We start from the raw sequence: 23,688 nt of genomic DNA on the forward strand, positions 1-23,688 counted from the left end.
AAAAGGGCACTTTTTCAAGTGCCCTTTTTACTTTGTATTTTATTTATACCCACTCAAGTCTTGCAACAAAAGCTGTATCGCTAGATCTTCTTCCCAAAGGAATCACCCTTGTATATCCACCTGGACGGTCAACATATTTAGGAGCTATTTCTTTTATAAGTTTTTCTACAGCTTTATTGTCATAAGGTAAATGTTTTTTAATACGCCTTATTGTATTAAAATTCCAACCTTCTCTTGCAATTGTTATAAGCTTTTCAGAAACACTTCTAACTTCTGCAATTCTAGGTTTTGTAGTCTGTAAGCAACCATAATTTATAAAATGTATAATTTGGTTTCTTATCATTGCCTTCCGATGAGAAGGCTTTACGTTAAGCTTTCTTCTTCCATATTGATGATTCATGACTTTAATGCACCTTCTTGTTCTTTAATAACTTTTTTCAAATCCAACTCTTTTACATTCATTCCAAGACCCAAGTTGAATGCTTTAAGAATTTCTCTTACTTCTTTTAGAGACTTTCTTCCAAAGTTTTTAACTTTTAAAAGTTCTTCTTCTGTTAAATTTACTAAATCGATAACTCTTTTTACACCGGCACTTACAAGGCAGTTGTGAGCTCGAACAGAGAATTCAAGTTCTTCAATTGGTTTGAGAAATAATTCGACTGGAAGGCCTTTTGTTGGACTGTTTTGGACATCACCACTTACAACTTCTTCAACTTTTTCTTCTACTTTGGAGATTTCATTAAATTGAATCTCTGGAGCAGACAAGAAATGTTCTAATTGAGTTCTTAAAACAGATGTTGCGTAATAAACAGCATCTTGAGGAGAAATTACACCATTTGATGAAACAGATAAAATTAATTTATCATAATCAATAGCTTGCCCAACACGTGTTTTTTCTACTTTGTATTCTACTCTTGATATTGGTGAGAATGCTGCATCAAGATAAATTTTACCATCTTCTTGAATAGATTCACCAAGCGGCCATTGTGCTATTTGATATCCTCTTCCTGAATGAACAAAGAATTCGATATCCAATTCACCGTCAACTGCTAAATGAGCTAAAACATGTTCTTTATTTAAAGGTTCAAGATGACTATCTGCCACAATATCTGCAACGGTTACAGCGCCTTCTCTTTTTACAGAAAGATGCATTTTACCAGGCAAACCTGTGTGATTTTTTATTACAACGCCTTTAATATTCAATAAAATATTTAAAACATCTTCAATCACACCATCGATAACAGAAAACTCATTATTTACGCCCTTAATTATCACTGCAGTTACCGCAGATCCTTCGATAGCAGCAAGCAAAGTTCTTCTCAGAGCATTTCCAAGCGTTGTTCCAAAGCCTGGCTCTAACGGTTGAACTACTAACTCACCATATGTATCTGAAGATTTTTTGGTATCCCATTTCAAAGTAGGCAAAGTCAACGCTTTATACGTTTTGTTTTGCATCCATACCCCCATATCAAAAAATTACTAACACAATTCTGCCTCTAAAAAAGAAGTAAAAACTTCTTTTAATTTCAATATTACTTAGAATACAATTCAACAATTAAGTGTTCTTCGATCTTATCTTTAATATCATCGCGAACAGGATCTCTTAGAACAGTTCCTTTATGATCTTTTTTGTTTAATTCAAGCCAGTCTGGAACTTTTATAGCAAGAGCCATTCTTTTTTCGATAACATTTTTGACAAAAGCTTCTTTTGCAAGAGAACTTCCTGTTAATGAAATAACATCGCCAACTTTTACTAAGCAAGAAGGAGATTTTACTCTTTTGCCATTTACTAAAACATGTCCATGAACAACTAATTGTCGTGATTGATTTCTTGATGTTGTCATTTTCAATCTATAAACAACATTATCAATTCGTCTTTCCAAATAAGAAAGCAATGTTTCTCCGGTAACACCTTTATGCTTTGATGCCATCTCAAAAAATTTATGGAATTGACGTTCTCTTAGTCCATAAATAAGTCGCAATCTTTGTTTTTCACGAAGCTGAACACCATACTCTGAAAGCTTCTTTGTGCCAATTTTTCTTCCATGCTCTCCTGGAGAAGTTGGTCTGCGCTCTAGAACTCTGCAACCAACCTTTGGGCAGATTTCTAACTGGCGAAATTTTTTATAAAATGAAGTCTTGATTCCCATATCAATCCTGTATTTAAAATTAAGTTGTTTCTATTAAAATACTTTAAATTATACTCTACGTTTCTTTGGAGGTCTGCAACCATTGTGAGGCAATGGAGTTACATCTCTCAAAACTGTTACTGCTAATCCTGTAGATTGCAATGCTCTTACAACAGCATCTCTTCCAGATCCAGGACCTTGCATATTAACTTCAACAGTTCTAACGCCTAAATCAACTAAATCTTTTGCAACTTTATTAGCAATTTGAGTAGCCGCAAAAGGAGTTCCTTTTCTGGCACCCTTAAAACTTAGCTGGCCTGCGCTTGCTCGTGTTATAACGTCACCACTCATAGTCGTTGCTGAAACTAGTGTATTATTGAAAGTAGCTTTAACATGTACTAAAGCCATCTCAACTTTTAACGCTTTATTTTTAGTCTTCTTTTTATATGCCATAATAACTTTCCGTTACTTTAAACATTCTAACTTTTATTTCTTAGTTGGAGCTTTTTTAAGAGCAACTGCTGATCCAGCTTTTCTTGGACCTTTTCTTGTTCTTGCATTTGTTTTCGTTCTTTGGCCTCTAACTGGAAGCGATTTTTTATGTCTATGTCCCCGATAAGATCCAATTTCTTGAAGTCGTTTAATATTCAAAGTGATCTCTTTTTTCAAATCACCACCAATAGTATAATCATTGGTTATTTTTCTTTGAATAATAGAAGCCTCTTCATCCGTCAAATCGTAAACTCTTTTATCTGGATTTACGCCGGTTTCTTTTAAGATATCTTTAGACAACTTTAAACCTATTCCATAAATATAAGTCAAAGCAACTTCTATTCTTTTATCTTTAGGGAGATATATACCTGATATACGAGCCATTAACTCCTCCAACCCAATACTTTAATTGAATTCATAAATAAAAAACCTTTATCTCTTAACCTTGTCGTTGTTTATGTCTAGGATTTTTCTTACAAATAACCCTAACAACACCGTTTCTTTTCACAATTTTACAATCTGCGCACATTTTCTTTATTGATGTTCTTACTTTCATATGTCTTTCCCAAAACGCTAAATAAATAAAAAATTACAAAATTTAATTAAAAAAACATGAAATTTTTAATTTTTACAGATTTTCAATGTTTTCAATTTGCTTATTTTTACTGAGTCTTGATACTATTCTGCCCTTAGTCAGGTCATAAGTTGAAATTTCAATTAAAACTTTGTCCCCTTCAACAAGTTTTATGTAGTTCATTCGCATTTTACCTGAAATATGAGCCAAAACCAAATGCCCGTTTTCTAATTTTACCCGAAATTTTGCATTAGGCAACGTTTCTTCTACAATACCTTCAACTTTTATTATATCTTCCTTAGTTTTCATCATAAACTAATTATTCCTTTGTTTTATAAACGGGTAAGAATTTCCGGTCCACTTTCAGTAACCAAAATAGTATCTTCAACATGCCCCGCCAGCCCCCCATCTAAAGTTTTCACAGTCCATCCATCAGATTCTATAAAAATTTCATAACCTTTTTCTGTAATCATAGGCTCAATTGCAAATGTCATTCCAGGTCTTAAAACAGTATCACTATTCCCCTTTTGATAAAAATTAGGAATTTCAGGCAACTCATGAATATTTTTTCCAATCCCATGACCTGCAAAATTGCGAACTATTTCAAAACCTTCATCTTTAACTATCTTTTCAATTGTTTTAGAAATATCTGAAACTTTTTTTCCGATTTGAACTTCTAAAATTCCACTGTCTAATGCTTTTTGAGATATTTCTACTATTTTTTTTACAGATTCTGACACATTTCCTACGAAATATGATCTTGTAAGATCTGCACAATAATTTTTATAAGCCCCAACTACATCAATTTTTATCAAATCTCCAGTTTTTAAAATGATATTTTTTGAAGGAACCCCATGAATCACAACATCATTAATTGAAATACATGTTGCGTGTTTATAACCAGCATATCCCTTACAAACAGGTTTTAAACCAACTTCATGCATGTTCTTTTCTATAAAAAAATCTATTTCAAAACTATCGATTCCTGGTTCTATGATAATTTTTACTTTTTCCATAATTTCAGCAAGCAACTTACCAGCTGTTCGCATTTTATCAATCGCTTGCTTATTCTTTATAACTATCATACAACCTTATATCTAAAATTTATCTTCCGTAGCGAGTTCTTAATCTTCCAGTTGATAAAAATCCTTCATATCGCCTTTCTATCAAATATGATTCAACTTGAGCTGATGTATCCATTGCAACGCCAACTGTAATTAATAAACCGGTTCCACCAAATAATGCTGGAAAATGAAAAATAGCCGCTAAAATATCCGGCAATATTACTAAAGTTGCTAAATAAATAGCACCTGGGAAGCAAACTCTTGTCAAAACATAATTAAAAAATTCAGCTGTTTTTCTTCCGGGTCTTATACCAGGAACAAAGCCACCCGATTTTTTCAAATTTTCAGACAATTCTTCTGGATTTATAATTACCGCAGTATAAAAATATGCAAAGAAAATAATTAAAAACACCATCAAAACATCGTAAATCAAACCACGTGGAGTTACCCATTCTGATAAACCTGAAAAAAATTGAAACTTTTTTGCTAATAAATTAGAAAGCATCATTGGTAAAGTTATAATTGACCCTGCAAAAATAACTGGAATTACGTTTGCCGTGTTCAATCTAAATGGAATATAGGAGCTTTGCGCACTATATATTTTATTCCCGACAATTCTTCTTGCATATTGAACTGGAATTTTTCTTTCACCTTTTTCTAAGAAAATAACACATGCAGTAACTGCAATAGTAATTGCTATAAGCAACAATCCTAAAAGAGGTTCAAATTGTCCAAGTCTAATATCACTAATAACACGCCATATTGCCCCAGGAAGATCGGCAACAATTCCACCGAAAATGATCATGGAACTTCCGTTTCCTATTCCATGAGCTCCTATTTGCTCTCCAAGCCACATGACAAATAATGCGCCAACAGACATAACCAACATTCCTGTTAATCTAAAACTCCATCCTGGAGCTATAGCAAGATTTTGATTTTCTGCGTACAAAATAAGCCAAAAACTTTGTATCAAACTTAAAAGCAATGTTAAATATCTTGTATACTGATTAATTATTCTTCGACCATAATCACCTTCTTTATGAAGCGCTTCAAGCGATGGTACAACCATCGTTAAAACTTGCATCATAATAGAAGCTGTGATGTAAGGCGAAATTCCCAATGCGAATATAGAAAATCTAGTTAAAGCTCCCCCTGAAATCAAATTCAAATACCCCAAAAAACCACTCGCTGCATTATTCATAAATTGGAGTAATCGAACTTCATCGATTCCAGGAATAGGTATATGTGCTCCAAATCGACATAAAGCCAATATCCCTAACGTAAAAAGTACTTTTTTTCTTAACTCAGAAACTAAAAAGACGTTTTTAAAGTTACGAAGCAGAACTACCACTAGAATTCTCCTTAATTAAATTAACGGCACCGCCAGATTTTTCTATAGCTTCAATGGCCGACTTACTAAACATATCAGCATGAACAACTAATTTTTTAGAAAGGGTTCCCTTACCCAAAATTTTAATTGCCATTGATTTTGATCGTCCCTTAACAAGCCCTTTTTCTGTCAGTGAAACTAGATTTACTATCTCTCCAGAATTAAATTTTAATTCTAAATCACAAATGTTAACGCAACATACTTCCTTCTTAAAAGCATTAACAAAACCTCTTTTAGGCAATCTTCGTGAAATAGGCATTTGTCCACCCTCGAAGAAAGCTTTTACATGTGCGCCAGATCTTGCTTTTTGACCTTTGTGACCTCTTGTGGAAGTACCACCCAAATCTCCACCTCGTCCTACTACTTTTCTATCTTTTTTTAATTTATTTAACTTGTTCAACTGCATCATTTTTTACTCCGATCATTTCTTTTACAGTTTTACCACGCAAATATGCAATTTTTTTTGCAGCTCTAAGTTTCAATAAAGCATCTATTGTTGCCTTAACAACATTAGTAGGATTTTTAGAACCTATTGATTTGGTTAAAATATCTTTTACCCCAACAGCTTCCATAACTGCTCTAACAGCTCCCCCAGCAATTACGCCAGTACCTTTTGATGCAGATCTTATAACGACCTTGCTAGCTCCATGTTTTCCAATAATCCCAAAAGGGACTGTTGTTTTATAAAGAGGAATTTCTATCATACTCTCTTTAGCTTTTTTAACAGCTTTTGCGATAGCGAGAGAAACATCTCTACTTTTACCTTGAGCCATGCCAACAGATCCTGAATTATTACCAACCACAACTAATGCAGAAAAAGCAAATCTTCTTCCACCGGTAATAACTTTAGCAACTCTACGAACCTTCAGAACCTTTTCAACTAATTCTTCAGTTGTCTGTGGCAATTTCTTTTTAGCTTCTGCCATAAATGTATCCTAATCTACTTACTCTTAAAAATATTTTATATCTATCAAAACTATATATTTTAAAAATTCAAGCCACTTTCTCTTAATCCATCAGCCAAAGCAGCAACTCTTCCATGATAAGCATATTTACCACGATCAAAAAAAACTTTTTCGACGGATTTAGATTTAGCTATTTTACCTAATTCAATTCCAACCTTTTTTGCTATTTCAGCCTTTGTTCCTTTTTCTTTCAAAACCAAGGAAGAAAAACTAGCCAAAGTTGAATGAGTGCTATCATCAATTATTTGAGCATAAATCTGATTTAAACTTCTAAAAACTGATACTCTTGGAAGTATACCTCTACTTACAAAAGAATTTTTTACTCTAAACTTTCTTCTTTTAGCTCTTATTTTCAGTTTTTTCTCGTAGCTCACAAATTTTCCCTTTTAGATACCAAACTTAATTATGCAGCTGTTTTAGATTTTCCAGCTTTTCTAATAACAAATTCATTTTCTCTAATAATTCCAGTCCCTTTATAAGGTTCAACCGGTCTAAAAGACCTTATTGTATCACAAGTTTGTCCAAGCAATCTTTTATCACCAGCTTTAACATTTAAAAGTTGTCCTGTTTTATCAACTGTAATTTCTACACCAACTGGAATTTCAAAATCAATTTTATGGCTGTAACCCAAAGAAAATATCATTTTTTTGCCTGTTATTTGTGCTTTAAATCCCAAGCCAACTATTTTTATATTTTCTTCAAATCCAGTGTCTATACCCTTAATTTCATTAGCGAGTAAAGCTCTGTGTAATCCCCAATTCATTTTTGCGTCTTTGTCCATCTTACCGTTTACACCCAAAATCAAGGTGCCTTTTTCATGTTTAATGTTTAATGAAGCAGGAAGAACATGAGTAATTTTACCTTTTGTTGCACTTAAAGAAATTACATTATCTTTAATTTCAACTTTCACAGAATTTAATAATATCGGTTTTCTGCCAATTTTTGACATTGCTTTTACCTTTTACCAAACGTGACAAATAACTTCGCCACCAACTGACAATTCTTTAGCTTTTTTATCTGCAACTATTCCAAGATTTGTTGTTAAAATAGCAACTCCAAGACCACCTATGACAGATCGCATTTTACTAACACCTTCATAAGTACGTTTACCTGGCTTGCTAATACGAACTATTTCATGGATTACAGATTCGCCATCAACATATTTTAAATAAACTTTTAAAAGACTTTTTTTATTTTCGTCTTCTATTTTTTGAAAATCTTTTATAAAACCTTCTTCTTTCAAAACTTGAGCAATTCCCAATTTTTCATTTGAAAAAGGAGCAGTAACAGAACGCTTGGTAGCTCTTATTCCGTTTCTGATTATAGTTAAAAAATCACCGATCGAATCTATTGACATTTTTTCCTCGTAAAATCAAATTTCTTACCAACTTGCTTTTTTAACACCTGGCAATAAACCTTGCAAGGCATATTTTCTAAAACAAAGCCTGCACAACATAAACATTCTCATAAAACCACGTGGCCTTCCACACAATTTGCAACGATTTCTTTTTCTTGTAGAAAATTTTGGTTCTTTATTTGCTTTTTCTATGAGACTTTTCTTTGCCATAACTTATTCCTTAACCTTTTGAAACGGCATATTAAAGCTTTTCAATAAAGCATAAACATGCTTATCATTCTTAGAAGAAGTTTCAATTGTAATATTTAAACCTCTGGATATTTCTACTTTGTCATAATCAACTTCTGGAAATATCATCCAATCTTTTATTCCCAAATTATAATTTCCATTTCCATCGAAACTTACTTTAACACCTTGGAAATCCTTGTTTCGAGGCAATGCCAAATTAATTAGCTTATCCAAAAAGTTATACATTCTTTGGCCCCTAAGAGTAACTTTTACTCCTATTGCCGATCCTTCTTTTAATTTAAATCCCGCAACAGATTTTTTTGCATAAGTTGTTAGACCTGCTTGTCCAGCAATTAATCCTATAACTTCTTTTACAGCCGCTACAGCTTTTGCATCTGATACAGATTCTTTAATACCAGTATTCAAAACAATTTTATTAACCTTAGGAACTTCCATTTCATTGCTTAAGTTTAATTCTTTTTGAAGAGCTGGTTTTAATTTTGTTTTATATATTTCTTCTAATCGCATAGCCATATTATTTCCTTAAAACTCGATTAAAATTCTTCTTTACATCGATGACATACTCGAACTTTGTTTTTATCTTCTTTAATTTTTACTTGCATGCGACAAGACTTTTTACACGAAGAACAAACCGGCATTACTCTGCAAAGAGGAATATAAGCTTCTTCTTTGATAATTCCGCCTTTTTCACCTGATCTTTTAGCTTTAACATGCCGAGTTACTATTGCAATATTTTTTACTAATACTGCATCCTTTTTTGTGTCAATATCGATAACTCGACCTTCTTTGCCCTTATCTTTACCTGATAGAACAACAACCAAGTCATCCTTTTTAATTCTACTTAGCATTATCTTCCTCACTGCAAAATTTATAAAACTTCGGGAGCTAAAGAAATTATTTTCGAATAACCACCAGATCTTAATTCTCTTGCAACTGGACCTGAAATTCGTGTTCCAATCATTTGCCCTGCTTTATCTAAAATCACAGCCGCATTATCATCAAAACGAATATAACTTCCATCTTCTCTTCTAAATTCTTTTCTTGTACGAACAATAACTGCATCCCAAACTTCACCTTTTTTAACAGTGCCGCCGGGAATCGCGCTTTTAACTGCGATTTTTATAATATCTCCCAAATAAGCAAATCGTTTGTTTGTTCCACCAGGAACTCCGATAACCATAACGCTTTTTGCACCTGAGTTATCTGCAACATTGAGTTTTGTTTGTTTTTGTACCATAATCTATGCCCAAACTTTATTAGTTAGAACTACGAATTATTTTGCATAAAACCATATGCTTGGTCTTTGATAAAGGTCTGCATTCTGCAAATTCAACCCAATTTCCGACTTTTGCACTATTCTTTTCATCATGAACCTTGTATTTCTTGGAACGCTTAATAACTTTTCCCAACACAGGATGTTTTAATGTTCTTGTAACCTCAACAACAATGGTCTTATCCATTTTATCTGAGACTACTTCGCCTTCCATCTTCTTAGATTCATTTATTTTTATTGCTTCAAGTTCTGCCATTTGATATACCCACCAAGCTAATTTAGCTATTATTATTTTTTTGTTGTTTTATCAAAGTTAAAGCTCGAGCTATGCGTCTTTTAAGTTTCTTAAATTGTGAGTAATCTTTTACAGACGTAGTTGAAACATTTAACTTCAAATTAAAATATTCTTTTTTCAATTGCTCTACTTCTAATATTAGAGCTTTATTATCTAGAGTTGTTAAATCTGTTTTATTCATAAAGTAAAACCTTTATTCACTTCCTAATTTTTAACTTCTTCTACAACAGTTGCTTCTTTTCTAATAAATTTAGTCTTCATAGGAAGTTTATAGGAAACCTGATTTAAAGCTTCCTTAGCCTCGCTTTCTGATAACCCTTTTAACTCGAATAAAATTCGACCTCTTTTAACAACCGCTACCCAAACCTCTGGATTTCCTTTTCCCTTTCCCATTCTAGTTTCAGCTGGTTTTTTAGAAATTGGTTTATCAGGAAATACCCTAATAAATAAATCTCCACCTTTTTTAAGCCTTCTAGAAATAGATACACGGGAAGCTTCTATTTGTCGCGCTGTTACCCATGCAGGCTCTACCGCAACCAACCCAAAATCTCCAAAAGCAAGCTCACGCGCTCCTTTTGAAAGTCCAGTCATTCTACCTCTTTGGGATTTTCTAAATTTAGTTTTTTTCGGCATTAACATGACGTTTCTCTACCTTATTAATATTCGCCTTTACAAATCCAAACTTTAACACCTATTAATCCGTAAGTAGTTTTAGCTTCTGCACAAGCATATTCAATGTGGGATCTTAATGTATGCAAAGGAATGGAACCCAATTTCAACCACTCTATTCGCGCAATTTCAGCACCGCCCAATCTTCCAGAGCAACAAATTTTAATACCTTTAGTTCCGCTTTTTATAGCTGCAAACCCGGCTTTTTTCATCAATTTTTTAACATTTGCTCTTTTTTCTAACTGTTCTGCGATGCTTATAGCAACCAATTGAGCATTTGCTTCAGGAACTTTTATTTCTTGAACAGAAATATCAACTTGTTTATTGAATTCCTTATACATTGCGTCTCTAAGCTGCAAAATACCTTGTCCTTTTTTACCGATAACGCTTCCAGGGCGACCAGAAAATAAAACAATTTTTACGTTATCCCCTGCTTTATCAATAACAATTTTCGCAATTTCGGATCTATCAAGATTAGCAAGAAGAAAATTTCTCATTTTTATATCTTCAAGCAATCCAACTCCATAAGATCCTTTTTTAGCAAACCAATGAGCTTGCCAATCTTCGTATACTCCTAATCTAAATCCTAAAGGATGTACCTTCTGTCCCACAAATCACCTCAAATAAAGAGTTTATGAAATTTTACTTACTTTCTAATACTATTTTTATGTGACTTAATCTTTTTCTTTGCGCCGCAGCTCGTCCCATTGCAGATGGTTTAGAATATTTAATAATAGGCCCTTGATCAACCACTATTTCTTTAATGTAAAGATTCTCCATACCAATATCTTTTTGAAGATTCTTTGCATTTGAATAAGCTGAGTAAACAAGTTTTTCAACTGGTTCTACCATTTTAACTCTGCACATCTTAAGCCAAGCCAAAGCTTTGTCTACAGAATTTCCCCTAACTACATCTGCATATAGTCTCAATTTATAAGGAGAAACTCTAACATATCTACTACTAGCCCTAAACAGCATATTTTTCCCATCCTAAATTATTTAGATTCTGTAACAGCAGCCGCTTTACGTTGTCCACTGTGTACCCTAAAAGTTCTTGTAAAAGAAAATTCACCTAATGAATGTCCTACCATATTTTCAGTTATGAAAATGGGATTAAATTTTTTCCCATCATGAACCGCAATAGTTAGGCCAACAAACTCCGGAGTGATAACACTGGATCTAGCCCAAGTTTTTATCATTTCTTTTTTTCCGGAAGATCTTACTTTATCTATTTTTTCTTGTAATTTAGGTGATACATAAGGGCCTTTTTTTAACGACCTTGCCATAATATATTAATCCTTTGTCTTTCTAACAGAACATTACTACGGTTTACGACGTCTAATAATAGCATCATTGCTTCTTTTTCTTGTTCGCATACCCTTACAACATTTTCCCCAAGGAGTAACTGGGTGTGATCCTGATTTAGATCTACCTTCTCCACCACCATGAGGGTGATCTACTGGATTCATAGCCATACCTCGAACAGCAGGTCTGAATCCCAAATGTCTTGTTCTGCCTGCTTTTCCTAATGTAATATTTCTATAATCTGCGTTAGACAATATTCCGATAGTTGCCCAACAATTTAAAGAAATTTTTCGAATTTCACTTGAAGGCATTTTTAAAATTGCGAATTCACCTTCTTTAGCCATTAATTGAACCGAGGTTCCTGCGCTACGTGCAAATTTTCCGCCTCTTCCTGCATACAATTCAACATTATGAACAAAAAACCCTACGGGTATTTTTCTTAATGGTAAAGAATATCCAACCTTGGCTTCTGCATCAACACTTGCCATTACTTCGCTGCCAACTTTCAATCCATCTGGTGATAAAATATAGCTTTTAGCACCATTTTTGTAAACAACTAAAGCTATAGAAACGTTTCTGTTTGGATCATATTCCAAAGCAATTACAGACCCGCTAATATCTCTATGAATTCTTTTAAAATCAATTATTCTGTATTTTCTTTTAGCTCCACCGCCACGATGTCTAACAGTAATTCTTCCGTACGCATTTCGTCCGCCAGTTTTAGGTAACGCTGTTACCAAACTTTTTTCTGGATCCTTTTTGGTCAAATGCTTTGTAGAAATAAACTGCTGGGCTCTTAAAGATGGATTTTCTGGTTTTCTAGATATAATCGCCATAATTATTCCTTACCTTTTGAAAGATTTTCTTCTTTCTTCAAGCCCATTGTTTCAAATTGATCTCCTAAATCAATTTTGTAACCTTTTTTCAAAGTAACAATAGCTTTCTTGACATCAGATGAAACAAAAGATCTTCGACCAGATGTTTTGTTTTTTCCATGTAAATTAATAATTCGAACCGTATCTACTTCAACTTTCCATATTTTTTTTACAGCATCTCTAACCAAAATTTTGTTAGCTGCATTATTAACCAAGAAAGTTATTTTCCCCAAGGTTCGCCTTTGCTCTAGGCTCTTTGTGGTACTAATAGTACCTTTGATAACATCAAAAATATTCAATTCCATTTTGCAACCATGCTTTTAAATAAGTCTGAATCTTTTTTAAGAAATACCCAATTTTTAACACATGTAAGATCAAATGCATTAGGTTGATCAAAAAATAAAATATTTACGTTAGGAATATTTCTGAAAGATGAAAAACTTTTAGAATCATTAAAATCTAAAAAGATAACTGTTTTATCTTTGTGCAAATTTAAATTTTTCAAAATTTTATAAACATCTTTAGTTTTTGGATTTGTCTCATTACTTGAAAAATCCACACATTTTATCTTATCACCTTCAAGCATTGAATAAAAAATGTTATTAAAAGCCACAACTTTTTGATTAGCAGAAAGTTTTAATTTTCTGGTTCTTGGTTGAGGTCCAAAAATAACTCCACCTTTTCTCCAAAGAGGAGAACTGGCTGTTCCTGCTCGAGCTCGACCTGTACCTTTTTGCTTCCATGGTTTTTTACCGGAAAAAGCAACCTCGCTTCTATCTTTACAAGCTACTGTTCCTTGTCTCCAATTAATAAGCAACGATCTTATTGCTAAAGAATAAGCTTTAGTTGAAATTTCCCTTTTAGGAAGGTCAAATCCCAAATCCAAATTTCCTTGCTTTTGCCCATCGGCATTAAATACTGAAATTACTTCCATTGCCATTACCCTTGTTTAGAAATTTCTAATAAAGTATTCTTTTTACCTGGAACAGAGCCCTTAATATATAAACATCCGATATTTTTATCAATTCGAACTATCTTCAATTTTCTTACTGTAAATCTTCGAGATCCAAGCTGTCCTGGTAATTTCTTACCCTTTATAACCTCTCCCTGAGTTCTCATGTGTCCAATTGCTCCGGGAGCACGATGAAACATTGAACCGTGACTTGCTGGCCCACCGGCAAATCCCCATCGTTTAACAACACCCTGAAAACCTTTACCGATTGAGGTTCCCGCTACATTGATGATTTCGCCTTCAGATAAAGAAACATTGGATAAATCTAATTTTTGGCCAATAACTACTTTATTTTCGCTTTCTTGGTCTATCGAAACTTCTCTAACTTTAGAAAAATATTCTTTTTTATTAGAGAGCCAATTTTCAGAAAACTTATTTTCTAAGTATTTCTTTTTTAATTTACCCACCTGCACAGCAGAATAACCATCTTTTTTAACAGATTTAAGTTGCGTAACAACCCAATCTGAAAAATATATTACTGATACAGGTACAACTTTTTTATTCTGATCGAAAATTTGGGTCATTCCTATTTTTTCACCAATTAAACCTTTTAGCATAAAATTGACCCTCTCTTACTTAATTTCAACGTCAACTCCTGCTGAAATATTTAATTTCATCAGAGCATCCATTGTTTGTTCTGTTGGAGAAACTATATCTAAAACTCTCTTATGAGTAATAATCTCAAACTGTTCTCGAGATTTTTTATCGACGTGAGGAGATCGCAAAACTGTAAAAATTTGTTTTCTATTAGGCATAGGAACAGGTCCTACTAAATTAGAACCTGTTCTTTTTACCGCTAAAACTATTTGTTTTACAGCGCCGTCTAACAGTCGATGATCATAAGATTTTAAAGTTAATCTTATTTTCTGTTTTTTCATTTTATACAACTATTCGATTATTTCTGTTACAACACCCGCACCAACTGTTCTTCCACCTTCGCGCACTGCAAATTTAAGCTCTTTTTCCATAGCAATTGGAGAAATAAGTTCAATTATTAACAGAACATCATCTCCTGGCATGACCATTTCTCGACCTTCAGGAAGAGTAATTACTCCCGTGACATCTGTAGTTCTGAAATAAAATTGAGGTCTATAACCATTAAAGAATGGGCTATGACGGCCACCTTCTTCTTTGCTTAATGTAACAACCTGAGCTTTAAATTTCTTATGAGGCTTGATTGATCCGATAGTTGCAAGAACTTGTCCTCTATTGACTTCTTCTTTTTTGATACCACGAACCAACAAACCAACGTTGTCACCAGCTTGACCTTCATCAAGGGTTTTTTGGAACATTTCAACGCCTGTAACTGTTGTTTTCATTGTAGGTCCGAGTCCGACGATCTCAACATCTTGACCAACCTTAATTTTACCAGATTCAATTCTTCCGGTTACAACTGTTCCACGACCTGAAATTGAAAAAACGTCTTCAATTGGCATTAAAAATGCTTTATCTGAATCTCTTTTTGGATCTGGAATATATGAATCTACAGCTTCCATAAGTTTTTCAATGGCTTTTGAACCTATTTCACTTGTATCGCCTTCCAATGCCTTAAGAGCTGATCCCCTTATTACAGGAATATCTTTGCCTGGGAAGTTATATTTGCTTAATAATTCTCTTATTTCATCTTCAACTAAATCTACAAGATCTGGATCGTCAACCATATCAACTTTGTTTAAGAAAACAACAATATATGGAACACCAACTTGTCTAGCAAGCAAAATATGTTCTCTTGTTTGAGGCATTGCTCCATCAGCAGCAGAAACTACCAAAATAGCTCCATCCATCTGAGCAGCTCCTGTAATCATGTTTTTAACATAATCAGCGTGACCTGGACAATCTACGTGAGCATAGTGTCTTTTTGCTGTTTCATATTCAACGTGAGAAGCTGATATTGTAATACCACGTTCTCTTTCTTCTGGAGCCTTATCAATTTGATCAAATGGTACAGCTACAGATGTTCCGCTTTTAGACAAAACTGTAGTGATAGCAGCTGTCAAGGTTGTTTTTCCATGATCAACGTGACCAATTGTTCCTATATTTACGTGAGTTTTATTTCTCACAAAAACGCCTTTTGCCATTCCAATTCCTTCCGAAATTATCAATTCTTAACTTGAAATTTACTTTCTATTTTTTATTTACAATCTCATCTTGTACATTTTTAGGAACTTCTCTGTAAGCAAAGAATTCCATCGAAGATGAAGCTCTTCCTTTGGTTAACGATCGCAATGCAGTAGTATAACCAAACATTTCAGATAATGGAACCTCTGCCCTTATTACCTGGATTCCCTTTTTAGATTCCATACCTAAAATTCTTCCTCTTCTGGAGTTTAAATCTCCAATTACGTCGCCCATTGCCTCCTCTGGAGTCAACGCTTCGACTCTCATTATAGGCTCAAGCAATACCGGAGACGCTTTTGCCATTCCATCCCTCAAAGCCATAGATGCTGCTATTTTAAATGCCATTTCTGAAGAATCAACATCATGGTAAGATCCATCATAAACAACAACTTTTACATCAACTACAGGGAACCCTGCTAGAATTCCTGAAGTTTCAGCCTCTACTACACCCTTTTCAATTCCAGGTATATATTCTCTTGGAACAGACCCACCTACAATTTTATTTTCAAAAATACATCCCGCACCTCGTTCTTGAGGTGAAATCTCAAGCCAAACATGGCCATATTGCCCGCGTCCACCGGACTGTTTAATGTATTTACCTTCAGATTTGATAGATTTTTGAATAGTTTCCTTGAAGGCAACTTGAGGTTTTCCAACAACTGATTCAACTTTATGCTCTCTTTTGAGACGATCCACTATAATCTCTAAGTGCAACTCGCCCATTCCGGAAATAACGGTTTGCCCTGTTTCTTCGTTGTATGAATATCTAAAAGAAGGATCTTCTTGCATCATTTTTCTAAGAGACAAGACAAGTTTTTCATAACCACCTCGCTCTTTAGGTTCAATAGCAATACTTACAACTGGTTCTGGAAATACAATAGACTCTAAATGAACTGATCTATCATCTTCCCCGCATAAAGTATCACCCGTTGTAGTATCTTTTAATCCTACAATCGCAATAATATCTCCCGCTTTTGAATCTGCAGCGTCTTCTCTTTTATTTGCATGCATTTTAACTAAGCGAGTTACTCGTTCTTTTTTATTTTTAGAAGTATTCATAATGTAAGAACCAGCCTCTAACTTACCAGAATAAATTCTTGCAAATGTTAAAGAACCAACAAAAGGATCTGTCATAATCTTAAATGCTAAAGCGCAAAAGGGACCGTCTGGATCTGGATTAAAAGAAACTTCTTCCTTAGTATCCGCGTCAATACCTTTCATAGGAGGTATTTCAAGAGGTGATGGTAAATAAGCAACAACCGCATCAAGCAATAACTGAACGCCTTTGTTTTTAAAAGCAGAACCACAAAATACTAACGTTAACTTTTGATCGCAAACACCTTTTCTAAGCGCCTCTTTTACTTCGTCAGTAGAAATCGCTTCACCATTAAGATATTTCTCAGCCAAATTATCATCAAAATCGCAAGCTCTTTCAACAATATCGATATACATTTTGTCAGTTTTTTCTTTTAGATCTGCAGGAACTTCAACCCAATTAACAATAGCTCCCTTGGACGCTTCATCAAATGTTGCCATTTTCTTAGAAACAACATCGACAATCCCTTTGAAATTCTCTTCTTGGCCAACAGGAATTTGCATAGGAAGAGGATCCCCGCTCAATTTTTCATCTATCTCTTGAACAACTGAAAAATAATCGGCCCCAATTCTATCCATTTTATTTACAAAAGCTATTCTTGGAACATGATATCGATCCGCTTGTCGCCAAACAGTTTCAGATTGAGGCTCAACACCACCAACACCACAAAATACAGCAACAGCACCGTCAAGAACTCGCAATGATCGCTCAACTTCTATTGTAAAATCTACGTGACCGGGTGTATCTATAAGATTTATTCTATAATCTTTCCAAAAACATGTAGTAGCAGCCGAGGTAATAGTAATTCCTCTTTCTTGCTCCTGCTCCATCCAGTCCATTGTAGCTTCGCCTTCATGGACTTCACCAATTTTGTGAGAAATACCAGTGTAATAAAGAATTCGCTCTGACACCGTAGTTTTTCCAGCGTCAATATGCGCCATAATTCCGATATTTCTATATTTTTTTAAATAATCATTACTCATAATTTACATCTCATTAGATAATACAAAATTCTAATTTACCAAGCATAGTGAGAGAAAGCTCTATTTGATTCTGCCATTTTGTGAACTTCTAATTTTTTCTTAATGGCATTTCCTCTTCCCTCTGAAGCTTCTAACAACTCCGCCGCTAACTTCTCGCTCATGCTTTTATCGCTTCTTGCTTGAGCCGATGATTTAATCCATCTAAAAGATAAAGCTAAAGCTCTTGCAGTTCGAACTTCTACAGGAATTTGGTAAACACCGCCACCAACTCTTCTAGGTTTAACTTCAACCAAAGGTCTTACTTGATCGATAGCTTTTTCAAAAATAATAAAAGCTTTTTTGTCATCGCTGTTAGTTTTTTTAGCAATAACGTCAAAAGCTCCATAAACTATAGAACGTGCTAAATCTTTTTTTCCACGTTCCATTATTACATTGATAAATTTTTGGACGACTTCAGATTTAAATCGAGGATCAACTCCGATTTCTCTTGTTATATTAACCGACTTACGTCTTGGCATTATTTAGTTCCCTTCTTTCTCTTGGCACCGTACAAAGAACGACTTTGAGTTCTTGCCTCGACTCCAGCTGAGTCCAAAGTACCTCTAATTATGTGATATCTTACACCTGGTAAATCCTTTACTCTTCCCCCTCTTATCAAAACAACTGAGTGTTCTTGCAAGTTATGACCCTCTCCTGGGATGTATGCAGTTACTTCTCTTCCAGTTGTTAATTTTACACGGGCAACTTTACGCAAAGCAGAGTTTGGTTTCTTTGGTGTAACGGTGTAAACCCTTATGCAAGTTCCTCTTCTTTGAGGGCAACTTTTTAATGCAGGGGCCTTTGTGTCTGAGCTAACTTTGGTTCTAGAACCACGGATAAGTTGATTAACTGTAGGCATACTCTAAAGTCCTAATTTTAAAACTGATTAATAAAATTAAAATTTTCTCGAAAAATTTACGCTAAATTTGTTCATTAGTACTAAGCTAAATATTAATATTTAAGAAATTTAGGCTTATATAAAGTTAATAATAACAAGATTAGGATATATTTTTTCTAACTTTTTTCAAGTAAAAAATATCTTTAAAATTTTCCGCTTCACATTTCTTAATAAAAATTAAATCCCCCAAGTTCAGGCAAAAGCTTAACAAAATCGTTGTATTTATAACAAAAACTTTATTCAATCGACTATTTGAAAAATTAAAACTAAAAAATCGTCCTCAAAATGAATTTTCAAATATTATTTTTTATCAAACTCAATTCTTGCCATTTCAACCACGTAAAATGTATACTAAAAAAGTCTTAAAATTGCATTTTTATTAGTTTTTAGCGAAAAAGGAAATATATGATTCTATCGTCGGCAACCAAAGCATTCCCCGTTTTATACGCAATTATCGGTTTTGGGCTTTTAATAATAGTTCATGAATTAGGCCACTTTTTATTCTGCAAAGCATTCGGTATATCCACCCCCACTTTTTCTATCGGAATGGGTCCTACTATTTTTCAAAAAAAGATTGGTACTACAAACTTTAAGCTTTCAGCACTTCCTCTCGGCGGCTATGTAGAAATCGCAGGCCTAGCAGAACCCGGACAAGGTGAGCAAAAACACTCTCAAGAAGAGGGAGATGGCGCCTTTAAATCAAAACCATACTGGCAAAAACTATTTGTACTCGCCGGCGGAGTAACTTTTAATCTTCTTTTCGCATATTTAGTCTTCATTTTCATATTTATGATAGGCTTCCCCAAATCAGAAATTTTTATCCAAGAAGTTGAAAAAACTTGCCCAGCTGCAACCGCTGGAATTCTTGCTGGAGACAAACTAATAAAAATAGGCGAATCCAATATCAAAGAAAATCCTGAGCTACTCAAAATAGAAAGAGAAAAAATCTTAAGCGGAAAATATACAAACGTAATTTTAACAGTCTTAAGAAACAACGAATTAAAAGAGTTCAAAGTACAATTCGACCTCTCAAATAAAGAAAAACCAAAATTGGGAGTAATTTTTAACTTCGGTTTTGCAGAAGAAAAAGAAAGATTTGCACCACTCGAAGCTATAAAAAAAGGAATCTATACCACCAACCAATATATTTACGTAACCGTATATTCTCTTACACAAATGTTTAAAAATAAATCACTAAAAGGTGCTGGCGGCCCTGTTTTAATAATTTCTGAAACTGTAAAATTCGCACAAAAAGGATTTTTCTACCTTTTCATGTTTTTAGCAATAATTAGCATAAGTCTTGCAATAATGAATTTGATACCCCTTCCGGTTCTTGACGGCGGACAAATATTATTCACAACCATTGAAGCTATTATTGGTAAAGAAATACCTATAAATATTAAAAATTACATAAGCATAGGTTCAATATTTTTACTTTTACTGACATTCCTGTACATAACTTATAACGACATTTTGTATCTGATAAAAAGATAAAAACAAAAAGGGCTGCGAAATTCGCAGCCCTTTTGTTTTAAAATTACCTGTCTTAAATCAACATCCAATCACTTGGATTTTTTAAATAATGTTCTACAATTTTACGGTTAAAGTTATGCCCAGTTCGCTTAGCTTTTATCTTTCCAGCCAATTTAAAACCGGTTAAGGATAAATCCCCAAGAAGATCCAATAATTTGTGTCTAACAAATTCATCCTCGAATCTACGCTCATTTACATAACCATTTTTTGTTATAACTACGGTATTTTCAAGGGATGCACCTTTGGCTAGACCATTTTGTTGCATAAAAGGTAATTGCTCTAAAAATCCAAATGTTCTAGCAGGTGAAATTTCATTTATAAACAAATCTTGAGTTAAACAACAGTTAATCTCCGCTGCACCCAAAACGGGATTTTCAAATTCAGCTTTATAATCTATGTATAAATTTTTATCAAACTTCTCAAGCACGCTTCCATCTTTTTCATTCAAGCAAAAATACTTTTGAGCAGGTGAAAAAATAAGTTCTCGTTCATGCTGCAAATCTTCAAAATAAAGCATTTTTCTTGGAGTTAAAAAGTTTTTTTTAGCATTTTGAACATCTATGCCAACTCTCAAAATCTCTTTAATAAAAGGAAAAGAACTTCCATCTAAAATAGGAATTTCCTCACCATCCACTTCTATCATCAAATTATCTATTTGCAAGCAAGTCACAGCCGCAAGAAGATGTTCTATCGTTCCAATTCGCCATTCACTAGAACTTAAAGATGTTGAATATTGAGAATTATCAGGACAAACTTTACCAACCTCTATTTTAACATTTGGATATTTTATATTTCTAAAAATTATCCCACTATTTTCATTTGCTGGTTTTAAAGTAACCTTACAACTCAAACCAGAATGAACCCCTATCCCGTCAAAAGATAATTCTTCTTTAATAGTTTTTTGACTTATTTCCATTTTTTTATTTAACCTAATAAATTTTCAAAACGATAAAATACAATGAAAATTTTACTAAATATTGAAAACAATAAACTAAAATAACTCTCCAAAATTTATTTTGCAAAAAGCTCAAAAAATTTATTTAAACAACAAAGAAAAAAGGCAGTTCGCTTGAACTGCCTTTTTTAAAACTTTTAATTGTTTTATTTTGCTGGTACAGAAACTTGTCCTTCATGAGGATGCTCTTTTCCTGCATATACTTTTAGCTTGCTAAAAATCTGTCTATTTAACTTATTTTTAGGAAGCATTCTCTTAACTGCAAGTTCGATAAGTTTTGTAGGATCCTTCTTCATAAACGCTTCAGCTGTAAATTCTTTCAACCCACTTCTGTAGCCTGTGTAATGAGAATATATTTTACCATCCCATTTGTTACCGGTTAAAACAATCTTCTCACAATTGGTAACTATAACGTAATCACCACAATCAACATGAGGAGTATATTCTGGTTTATCTTTACCTCTAAGAATATCTGCAATTTCTGTTGCAAGTCTTCCTAAAACTCTACCAGAGGCATCGATTACTCGCCATTGAGGATCACGATTTTCTTTTTTTACTATAAAACTTTTGTTCATATCCATAAAAGCACCTACTAACCATACTTTCAAGCTTGATAATATTTAATAAAATCTCTAAAAAGAATAAAAATTAAAAGGTATAAATATACTCCTAATTTTCTAAAGATTTTCTGATTTTAAAACAAAAAACTCAATGGGTCAATTATAAAAACAACATTCCTCTCAAAAAACTCATTTTTGAGCCCGTTTTTCAATCATCGACTCTATAAAAGCAACAAATAAAGGATGCGGCTTTAGATAGGAAGATAAGAATTCAGGATGGAATTGAACACCAAGCATAAATTTATGGTCTTTTAATTCCGAAATCTCGACCAAATTTTTATTTTTGTAAATTCCCGAAAAAACCATTCCGTTATTTTCAAATTCCTTTTTGAACTTATTATTAAATTCATATCTATGCCTATGTCTTTCTAAAACAGTTTCTACGGCATAAGCATTCGCCGCCTTTGTTTTAGATTTCAAATGACAAGGAAATGCGCCAAGTCGCATAGACCCGCCCTTCGATGTTACAAAAGTTTGGTCTTCAAGCAGTTCTATAACTGGATTTTTACAAGAAAGTTCAAACTCTTCACTATTTGCATCTTTTAACTTCAAAACATTCCTTGCAAACTCTATGATCATTATTTGCATTCCAAGGCAAATACCAAAATATGGAAGATTGTTTTCTCGGGCAAATCGAGCTGCATAAATCTTTCCTTCCACGCCGCGATTGTCAAAACCACCAGGAACTAGAATTCCATCTACTCCTTTGAAAAGAGATATAGCCTTTTTATAACTTCCAGCTTGTTCTATTTTTTCCGCATCTAAAACAACTATTTCAATATCGCGATCACAATTTAATGCAGCAGCATTTAACGCTTCGATGATACTTATATAAGGATCACTAATACCAACATATTTCGCTACAAACCCTATTTTTAACGTCTTTTTCTTTTTTACAATTTTCGCAACAAGATTTTCCCAGCAGCTTAAATTTGCTTTTTTTATTTTTGAAATTTGAAATTTTTGTTGAATTTTTTCTGCTAATTTTTGCTCATTTAATTCTAAAAATAACCTAAATACGGGCTTTCTTGTCGGTACTGTAAAAATCAAATCTTCGCTTACACCACACATTAAAGATAATTTTTTCAAAGATTTAACATCGATATCTTTATCAACTCGTAAAAATATAGCATCTGGAACAATGCCCGCTTTTTTCAAAAACATAATACTATGCTGAGTTGGTTTTGTTTTAAACTCATTAGCCCATTCTAAATAAGGAACATAACTTAAATGTGCATGCAAAAAACGATCATATCCAACTTCAAGTCGCAATTGTCTAATAGCTTCTAAAAAAACTTCTCCCTCGATATCTCCAACCGTACCACCTATTTCTATAAGTAAATAATCTGGTTTTGTTTTTAAAGCTAAAGATAAAATTCTACCTTTGATAGCATCAACTACATGAGGTACCAGCTGTATACATTTACCAAGAAAATAACCAGCTCTCTCTTTATCCAAAACTTCTTGAAAAATTTGCCCCGCAGAAACTGAGGACTCTTTTGTCAATTGGATACCAAGAGTACGCTCATAATGCCCAAGATCCATATCTGTCTCAGCACCATCTTGCGTAACAAATACTTCACCGTGAACAAGCGGTGACATAGTTCCAGGATCAACGTTTAAATAAGGATCCATTTTAACTATTGAAATATTTTTACCACAATTTTTGAGCAATGTTCCGATTGATGAAACTAAAATCCCTTTACCAATCGAGGAACAAACTCCTCCAGTCACCACAATAAAATTGGTATTTAACTTTGAAAACTGTTCTAACAAATTTTTTTCAGTCATAACTCA

37 protein-coding genes are annotated in these 23,688 nt (G+C 33.6%); 1 reads left to right on the plus strand and 36 read right to left on the minus strand.

From position 1 onward, the window contains the following. Positions 1–43: 43 nt before the first annotated feature. From rplQ to DEA20_01995, 33 genes are all read right to left on the minus strand, one after another. Complete coding sequence (gene rplQ / locus DEA20_01835; GenBank protein HBS47919.1) at positions 44–400, minus strand: 50S ribosomal protein L17; 357 nt, start codon at positions 398–400, stop codon at positions 44–46. Continuing rightward, on the minus strand, positions 397–1,467 hold the full coding sequence (locus tag DEA20_01840; GenBank protein HBS47920.1) for a DNA-directed RNA polymerase subunit alpha: 1,071 nt from the start codon (positions 1,465–1,467) through the stop codon (positions 397–399). The genes rplQ and DEA20_01840 overlap by 4 nt, the downstream gene beginning before the upstream one ends. Before the next feature lie 65 nt (positions 1,468–1,532). Next, positions 1,533–2,150 carry a 30S ribosomal protein S4 gene (locus tag DEA20_01845; protein ID HBS47921.1) on the minus strand — a complete coding sequence of 206 codons (618 nt, stop codon included), beginning with the start codon at positions 2,148–2,150 and terminating at the stop codon, positions 1,533–1,535. A 48-nt stretch (positions 2,151–2,198) separates the two neighbouring features. Continuing rightward, on the minus strand, positions 2,199–2,582 hold the full coding sequence (locus DEA20_01850) for a 30S ribosomal protein S11 (GenBank protein HBS47922.1): 384 nt from the start codon (positions 2,580–2,582) through the stop codon (positions 2,199–2,201). A gap of 33 nt (positions 2,583–2,615) precedes the next feature. Next, positions 2,616–3,005, minus strand: coding sequence for a 30S ribosomal protein S13 (locus DEA20_01855; GenBank protein HBS47923.1), 390 nt, complete (start codon positions 3,003–3,005; stop codon positions 2,616–2,618). Between the two features lie 55 nt (positions 3,006–3,060). Continuing rightward, entirely contained in the window at positions 3,061–3,177 is a 117-nt protein-coding gene (locus tag DEA20_01860; protein HBS47924.1) for a 50S ribosomal protein L36, read from the minus strand. A 72-nt stretch (positions 3,178–3,249) separates the two neighbouring features. Further along, positions 3,250–3,504 (minus strand): translation initiation factor IF-1, encoded by a 255-nt coding sequence (locus tag DEA20_01865; protein HBS47925.1) that lies wholly within the window; start codon positions 3,502–3,504, stop codon positions 3,250–3,252. Between the two features lie 23 nt (positions 3,505–3,527). After that, positions 3,528–4,280 (minus strand): type I methionyl aminopeptidase, encoded by a 753-nt coding sequence (map, locus tag DEA20_01870; protein ID HBS47926.1) that lies wholly within the window; start codon positions 4,278–4,280, stop codon positions 3,528–3,530. A gap of 19 nt (positions 4,281–4,299) precedes the next feature. Beyond that, entirely contained in the window at positions 4,300–5,616 is a 1,317-nt protein-coding gene (locus DEA20_01875; GenBank protein HBS47927.1) for a preprotein translocase subunit SecY, read from the minus strand. Continuing rightward, entirely contained in the window at positions 5,591–6,055 is a 465-nt protein-coding gene (locus DEA20_01880; protein HBS47928.1) for a 50S ribosomal protein L15, read from the minus strand. The genes DEA20_01875 and DEA20_01880 overlap by 26 nt, the downstream gene beginning before the upstream one ends. Then, positions 6,033–6,575, minus strand: a complete 543-nt coding sequence (locus DEA20_01885) for a 30S ribosomal protein S5 (protein ID HBS47929.1) — start codon at positions 6,573–6,575, stop codon at positions 6,033–6,035. The genes DEA20_01880 and DEA20_01885 overlap by 23 nt, the downstream gene beginning before the upstream one ends. A 59-nt stretch (positions 6,576–6,634) precedes the next feature. After that, positions 6,635–6,988, minus strand: a complete 354-nt coding sequence (locus DEA20_01890) for a 50S ribosomal protein L18 (GenBank protein ID HBS47930.1) — start codon at positions 6,986–6,988, stop codon at positions 6,635–6,637. A 29-nt stretch (positions 6,989–7,017) separates the two neighbouring features. Continuing rightward, complete coding sequence (locus tag DEA20_01895) at positions 7,018–7,563, minus strand: 50S ribosomal protein L6 (protein HBS47931.1); 546 nt, start codon at positions 7,561–7,563, stop codon at positions 7,018–7,020. A gap of 12 nt (positions 7,564–7,575) precedes the next feature. Next, positions 7,576–7,971, minus strand: a complete 396-nt coding sequence (locus DEA20_01900) for a 30S ribosomal protein S8 (protein HBS47932.1) — start codon at positions 7,969–7,971, stop codon at positions 7,576–7,578. A gap of 24 nt (positions 7,972–7,995) precedes the next feature. After that, positions 7,996–8,181 (minus strand): type Z 30S ribosomal protein S14, encoded by a 186-nt coding sequence (locus tag DEA20_01905; GenBank protein HBS47933.1) that lies wholly within the window; start codon positions 8,179–8,181, stop codon positions 7,996–7,998. Positions 8,182–8,184: 3 nt separating this feature from the next. After that, positions 8,185–8,733 carry a 50S ribosomal protein L5 gene (locus tag DEA20_01910; protein HBS47934.1) on the minus strand — a complete coding sequence of 183 codons (549 nt, stop codon included), beginning with the start codon at positions 8,731–8,733 and terminating at the stop codon, positions 8,185–8,187. A 20-nt stretch (positions 8,734–8,753) separates the two neighbouring features. Next, positions 8,754–9,068, minus strand: a complete 315-nt coding sequence (locus tag DEA20_01915; GenBank protein HBS47935.1) for a 50S ribosomal protein L24 — start codon at positions 9,066–9,068, stop codon at positions 8,754–8,756. Positions 9,069–9,088: 20 nt separating this feature from the next. Continuing rightward, positions 9,089–9,457: a 50S ribosomal protein L14 gene (locus tag DEA20_01920; GenBank protein ID HBS47936.1), complete on the minus strand. Its 369-nt coding sequence runs from the start codon at positions 9,455–9,457 to the stop codon at positions 9,089–9,091. A 19-nt stretch (positions 9,458–9,476) separates the two neighbouring features. Beyond that, complete coding sequence (locus DEA20_01925; protein ID HBS47937.1) at positions 9,477–9,749, minus strand: 30S ribosomal protein S17; 273 nt, start codon at positions 9,747–9,749, stop codon at positions 9,477–9,479. Between the two features lie 22 nt (positions 9,750–9,771). After that, positions 9,772–9,969 (minus strand): 50S ribosomal protein L29, encoded by a 198-nt coding sequence (gene rpmC / locus DEA20_01930; GenBank protein HBS47938.1) that lies wholly within the window; start codon positions 9,967–9,969, stop codon positions 9,772–9,774. Between the two features lie 23 nt (positions 9,970–9,992). Beyond that, entirely contained in the window at positions 9,993–10,427 is a 435-nt protein-coding gene (locus DEA20_01935) for a 50S ribosomal protein L16 (GenBank protein HBS47939.1), read from the minus strand. 17 nt (positions 10,428–10,444) lie between these two features. Then, positions 10,445–11,068 carry a 30S ribosomal protein S3 gene (locus DEA20_01940; GenBank protein ID HBS47940.1) on the minus strand — a complete coding sequence of 208 codons (624 nt, stop codon included), beginning with the start codon at positions 11,066–11,068 and terminating at the stop codon, positions 10,445–10,447. A gap of 31 nt (positions 11,069–11,099) precedes the next feature. Continuing rightward, positions 11,100–11,435, minus strand: coding sequence for a 50S ribosomal protein L22 (locus DEA20_01945; GenBank protein ID HBS47941.1), 336 nt, complete (start codon positions 11,433–11,435; stop codon positions 11,100–11,102). A gap of 17 nt (positions 11,436–11,452) precedes the next feature. Next, positions 11,453–11,743, minus strand: a complete 291-nt coding sequence (locus DEA20_01950; GenBank protein HBS47942.1) for a 30S ribosomal protein S19 — start codon at positions 11,741–11,743, stop codon at positions 11,453–11,455. Between the two features lie 36 nt (positions 11,744–11,779). Next, positions 11,780–12,598, minus strand: coding sequence for a 50S ribosomal protein L2 (locus DEA20_01955; GenBank protein HBS47943.1), 819 nt, complete (start codon positions 12,596–12,598; stop codon positions 11,780–11,782). A 2-nt stretch (positions 12,599–12,600) separates the two neighbouring features. After that, a complete protein-coding gene (gene rplW, locus DEA20_01960; protein HBS47944.1) occupies positions 12,601–12,942 on the minus strand; it encodes a 50S ribosomal protein L23 in 342 nt (113 codons plus the stop codon). Then, positions 12,933–13,577 (minus strand): 50S ribosomal protein L4, encoded by a 645-nt coding sequence (gene rplD / locus DEA20_01965; protein HBS47945.1) that lies wholly within the window; start codon positions 13,575–13,577, stop codon positions 12,933–12,935. Before rplD ends, rplW begins: the two co-directional genes overlap by 10 nt. Then, complete coding sequence (rplC, locus tag DEA20_01970; protein ID HBS47946.1) at positions 13,577–14,206, minus strand: 50S ribosomal protein L3; 630 nt, start codon at positions 14,204–14,206, stop codon at positions 13,577–13,579. The genes rplD and rplC overlap by 1 nt, the downstream gene beginning before the upstream one ends. A 15-nt stretch (positions 14,207–14,221) precedes the next feature. Beyond that, positions 14,222–14,527 carry a 30S ribosomal protein S10 gene (locus tag DEA20_01975; GenBank protein HBS47947.1) on the minus strand — a complete coding sequence of 102 codons (306 nt, stop codon included), beginning with the start codon at positions 14,525–14,527 and terminating at the stop codon, positions 14,222–14,224. A gap of 9 nt (positions 14,528–14,536) precedes the next feature. Then, positions 14,537–15,727 carry an elongation factor Tu gene (gene tuf, locus DEA20_01980; GenBank protein HBS47948.1) on the minus strand — a complete coding sequence of 397 codons (1,191 nt, stop codon included), beginning with the start codon at positions 15,725–15,727 and terminating at the stop codon, positions 14,537–14,539. A gap of 46 nt (positions 15,728–15,773) precedes the next feature. Continuing rightward, positions 15,774–17,846: an elongation factor G gene (gene fusA, locus DEA20_01985; GenBank protein ID HBS47949.1), complete on the minus strand. Its 2,073-nt coding sequence runs from the start codon at positions 17,844–17,846 to the stop codon at positions 15,774–15,776. 35 nt (positions 17,847–17,881) lie between these two features. After that, positions 17,882–18,364: a 30S ribosomal protein S7 gene (locus DEA20_01990; protein ID HBS47950.1), complete on the minus strand. Its 483-nt coding sequence runs from the start codon at positions 18,362–18,364 to the stop codon at positions 17,882–17,884. After that, entirely contained in the window at positions 18,364–18,744 is a 381-nt protein-coding gene (locus tag DEA20_01995) for a 30S ribosomal protein S12 (protein ID HBS47951.1), read from the minus strand. Before DEA20_01995 ends, DEA20_01990 begins: the two co-directional genes overlap by 1 nt. A 444-nt stretch (positions 18,745–19,188) precedes the next feature. On the opposite strand from DEA20_01995, the gene DEA20_02000 reads away from it, so the two are divergent. Next, complete coding sequence (locus DEA20_02000) at positions 19,189–20,277, plus strand: hypothetical protein (protein HBS47952.1); 1,089 nt, start codon at positions 19,189–19,191, stop codon at positions 20,275–20,277. Positions 20,278–20,329: 52 nt separating this feature from the next. Here DEA20_02000 and DEA20_02005 read toward each other — a convergent pair whose 3' ends face one another. The 3 genes from DEA20_02005 to DEA20_02015 all read right to left on the minus strand — a co-directional run bounded on the left by DEA20_02005 (position 20,330) and on the right by DEA20_02015 (position 23,682). Beyond that, positions 20,330–21,232 carry a hypothetical protein gene (locus DEA20_02005; protein ID HBS47953.1) on the minus strand — a complete coding sequence of 301 codons (903 nt, stop codon included), beginning with the start codon at positions 21,230–21,232 and terminating at the stop codon, positions 20,330–20,332. Positions 21,233–21,417: 185 nt separating this feature from the next. Next, positions 21,418–21,846, minus strand: coding sequence for a 50S ribosomal protein L13 (locus DEA20_02010; GenBank protein HBS47954.1), 429 nt, complete (start codon positions 21,844–21,846; stop codon positions 21,418–21,420). A gap of 174 nt (positions 21,847–22,020) precedes the next feature. Next, entirely contained in the window at positions 22,021–23,682 is a 1,662-nt protein-coding gene (locus tag DEA20_02015; protein HBS47955.1) for a CTP synthase, read from the minus strand. Positions 23,683–23,688: the final 6 nt, after the last annotated feature.

It is taken from the genome of Candidatus Dependentiae bacterium, from assembly GCA_003511165.1.
In the GTDB taxonomy this organism is placed as follows: Bacteria; Babelota; Babeliae; order Babelales; family UBA12411; genus UBA12411.

Bases quoted from the DNA above. Each gene is read 5' to 3' on its own strand.
- DEA20_01865 (HBS47925.1), bottom strand. From the start codon at position 3,504: ATGAAAACTAAGGAAGATATAATAAAAGTTGAAGGTATTGTAGAAGAA.
- DEA20_01975 (HBS47947.1), bottom strand. From the start codon at position 14,527: ATGAAAAAACAGAAAATAAGATTAACTTTAAAATCTTATGATCATCGA.
- rplQ (HBS47919.1), bottom strand. From the start codon at position 400: ATGAATCATCAATATGGAAGAAGAAAGCTTAACGTAAAGCCTTCTCAT.
- DEA20_01840 (HBS47920.1), bottom strand. From the start codon at position 1,467: ATGGGGGTATGGATGCAAAACAAAACGTATAAAGCGTTGACTTTGCCT.
- DEA20_01850 (HBS47922.1), bottom strand. From the start codon at position 2,582: ATGGCATATAAAAAGAAGACTAAAAATAAAGCGTTAAAAGTTGAGATG.
- DEA20_01920 (HBS47936.1), bottom strand. From the start codon at position 9,457: ATGGTACAAAAACAAACAAAACTCAATGTTGCAGATAACTCAGGTGCA.
- rpmC (HBS47938.1), bottom strand. From the start codon at position 9,969: ATGAATAAAACAGATTTAACAACTCTAGATAATAAAGCTCTAATATTA.
- DEA20_01880 (HBS47928.1), bottom strand. From the start codon at position 6,055: ATGCAGTTGAACAAGTTAAATAAATTAAAAAAAGATAGAAAAGTAGTA.
- tuf (HBS47948.1), bottom strand. From the start codon at position 15,727: ATGGCAAAAGGCGTTTTTGTGAGAAATAAAACTCACGTAAATATAGGA.
- DEA20_01935 (HBS47939.1), bottom strand. From the start codon at position 10,427: ATGTTAATGCCGAAAAAAACTAAATTTAGAAAATCCCAAAGAGGTAGA.
- DEA20_01845 (HBS47921.1), bottom strand. From the start codon at position 2,150: ATGGGAATCAAGACTTCATTTTATAAAAAATTTCGCCAGTTAGAAATC.
- DEA20_01955 (HBS47943.1), bottom strand. From the start codon at position 12,598: ATGGCGATTATATCTAGAAAACCAGAAAATCCATCTTTAAGAGCCCAG.
- rplW (HBS47944.1), bottom strand. From the start codon at position 12,942: ATGGAATTGAATATTTTTGATGTTATCAAAGGTACTATTAGTACCACA.
- DEA20_01905 (HBS47933.1), bottom strand. From the start codon at position 8,181: ATGGCAAAGAAAAGTCTCATAGAAAAAGCAAATAAAGAACCAAAATTT.
- DEA20_01855 (HBS47923.1), bottom strand. From the start codon at position 3,005: ATGGCTCGTATATCAGGTATATATCTCCCTAAAGATAAAAGAATAGAA.
- DEA20_02010 (HBS47954.1), bottom strand. From the start codon at position 21,846: ATGAACAAAAGTTTTATAGTAAAAAAAGAAAATCGTGATCCTCAATGG.
- DEA20_01945 (HBS47941.1), bottom strand. From the start codon at position 11,435: ATGCTGTTTAGGGCTAGTAGTAGATATGTTAGAGTTTCTCCTTATAAA.
- DEA20_01995 (HBS47951.1), bottom strand. From the start codon at position 18,744: ATGCCTACAGTTAATCAACTTATCCGTGGTTCTAGAACCAAAGTTAGC.
- DEA20_01860 (HBS47924.1), bottom strand. From the start codon at position 3,177: ATGAAAGTAAGAACATCAATAAAGAAAATGTGCGCAGATTGTAAAATT.
- DEA20_01925 (HBS47937.1), bottom strand. From the start codon at position 9,749: ATGGCAGAACTTGAAGCAATAAAAATAAATGAATCTAAGAAGATGGAA.
- DEA20_02000 (HBS47952.1), top strand. From the start codon at position 19,189: ATGATTCTATCGTCGGCAACCAAAGCATTCCCCGTTTTATACGCAATT.
- DEA20_02015 (HBS47955.1), bottom strand. From the start codon at position 23,682: ATGACTGAAAAAAATTTGTTAGAACAGTTTTCAAAGTTAAATACCAAT.
- DEA20_01915 (HBS47935.1), bottom strand. From the start codon at position 9,068: ATGCTAAGTAGAATTAAAAAGGATGACTTGGTTGTTGTTCTATCAGGT.
- fusA (HBS47949.1), bottom strand. From the start codon at position 17,846: ATGAGTAATGATTATTTAAAAAAATATAGAAATATCGGAATTATGGCG.
- DEA20_01900 (HBS47932.1), bottom strand. From the start codon at position 7,971: ATGTCAATAGATTCGATCGGTGATTTTTTAACTATAATCAGAAACGGA.
- DEA20_01895 (HBS47931.1), bottom strand. From the start codon at position 7,563: ATGTCAAAAATTGGCAGAAAACCGATATTATTAAATTCTGTGAAAGTT.
- map (HBS47926.1), bottom strand. From the start codon at position 4,280: ATGATAGTTATAAAGAATAAGCAAGCGATTGATAAAATGCGAACAGCT.
- DEA20_01885 (HBS47929.1), bottom strand. From the start codon at position 6,575: ATGGCAGAAGCTAAAAAGAAATTGCCACAGACAACTGAAGAATTAGTT.
- DEA20_01990 (HBS47950.1), bottom strand. From the start codon at position 18,364: ATGCCAAGACGTAAGTCGGTTAATATAACAAGAGAAATCGGAGTTGAT.
- rplC (HBS47946.1), bottom strand. From the start codon at position 14,206: ATGCTAAAAGGTTTAATTGGTGAAAAAATAGGAATGACCCAAATTTTC.
- DEA20_01950 (HBS47942.1), bottom strand. From the start codon at position 11,743: ATGGCAAGGTCGTTAAAAAAAGGCCCTTATGTATCACCTAAATTACAA.
- DEA20_01910 (HBS47934.1), bottom strand. From the start codon at position 8,733: ATGGCTATGCGATTAGAAGAAATATATAAAACAAAATTAAAACCAGCT.
- rplD (HBS47945.1), bottom strand. From the start codon at position 13,577: ATGGCAATGGAAGTAATTTCAGTATTTAATGCCGATGGGCAAAAGCAA.
- DEA20_02005 (HBS47953.1), bottom strand. From the start codon at position 21,232: ATGGAAATAAGTCAAAAAACTATTAAAGAAGAATTATCTTTTGACGGG.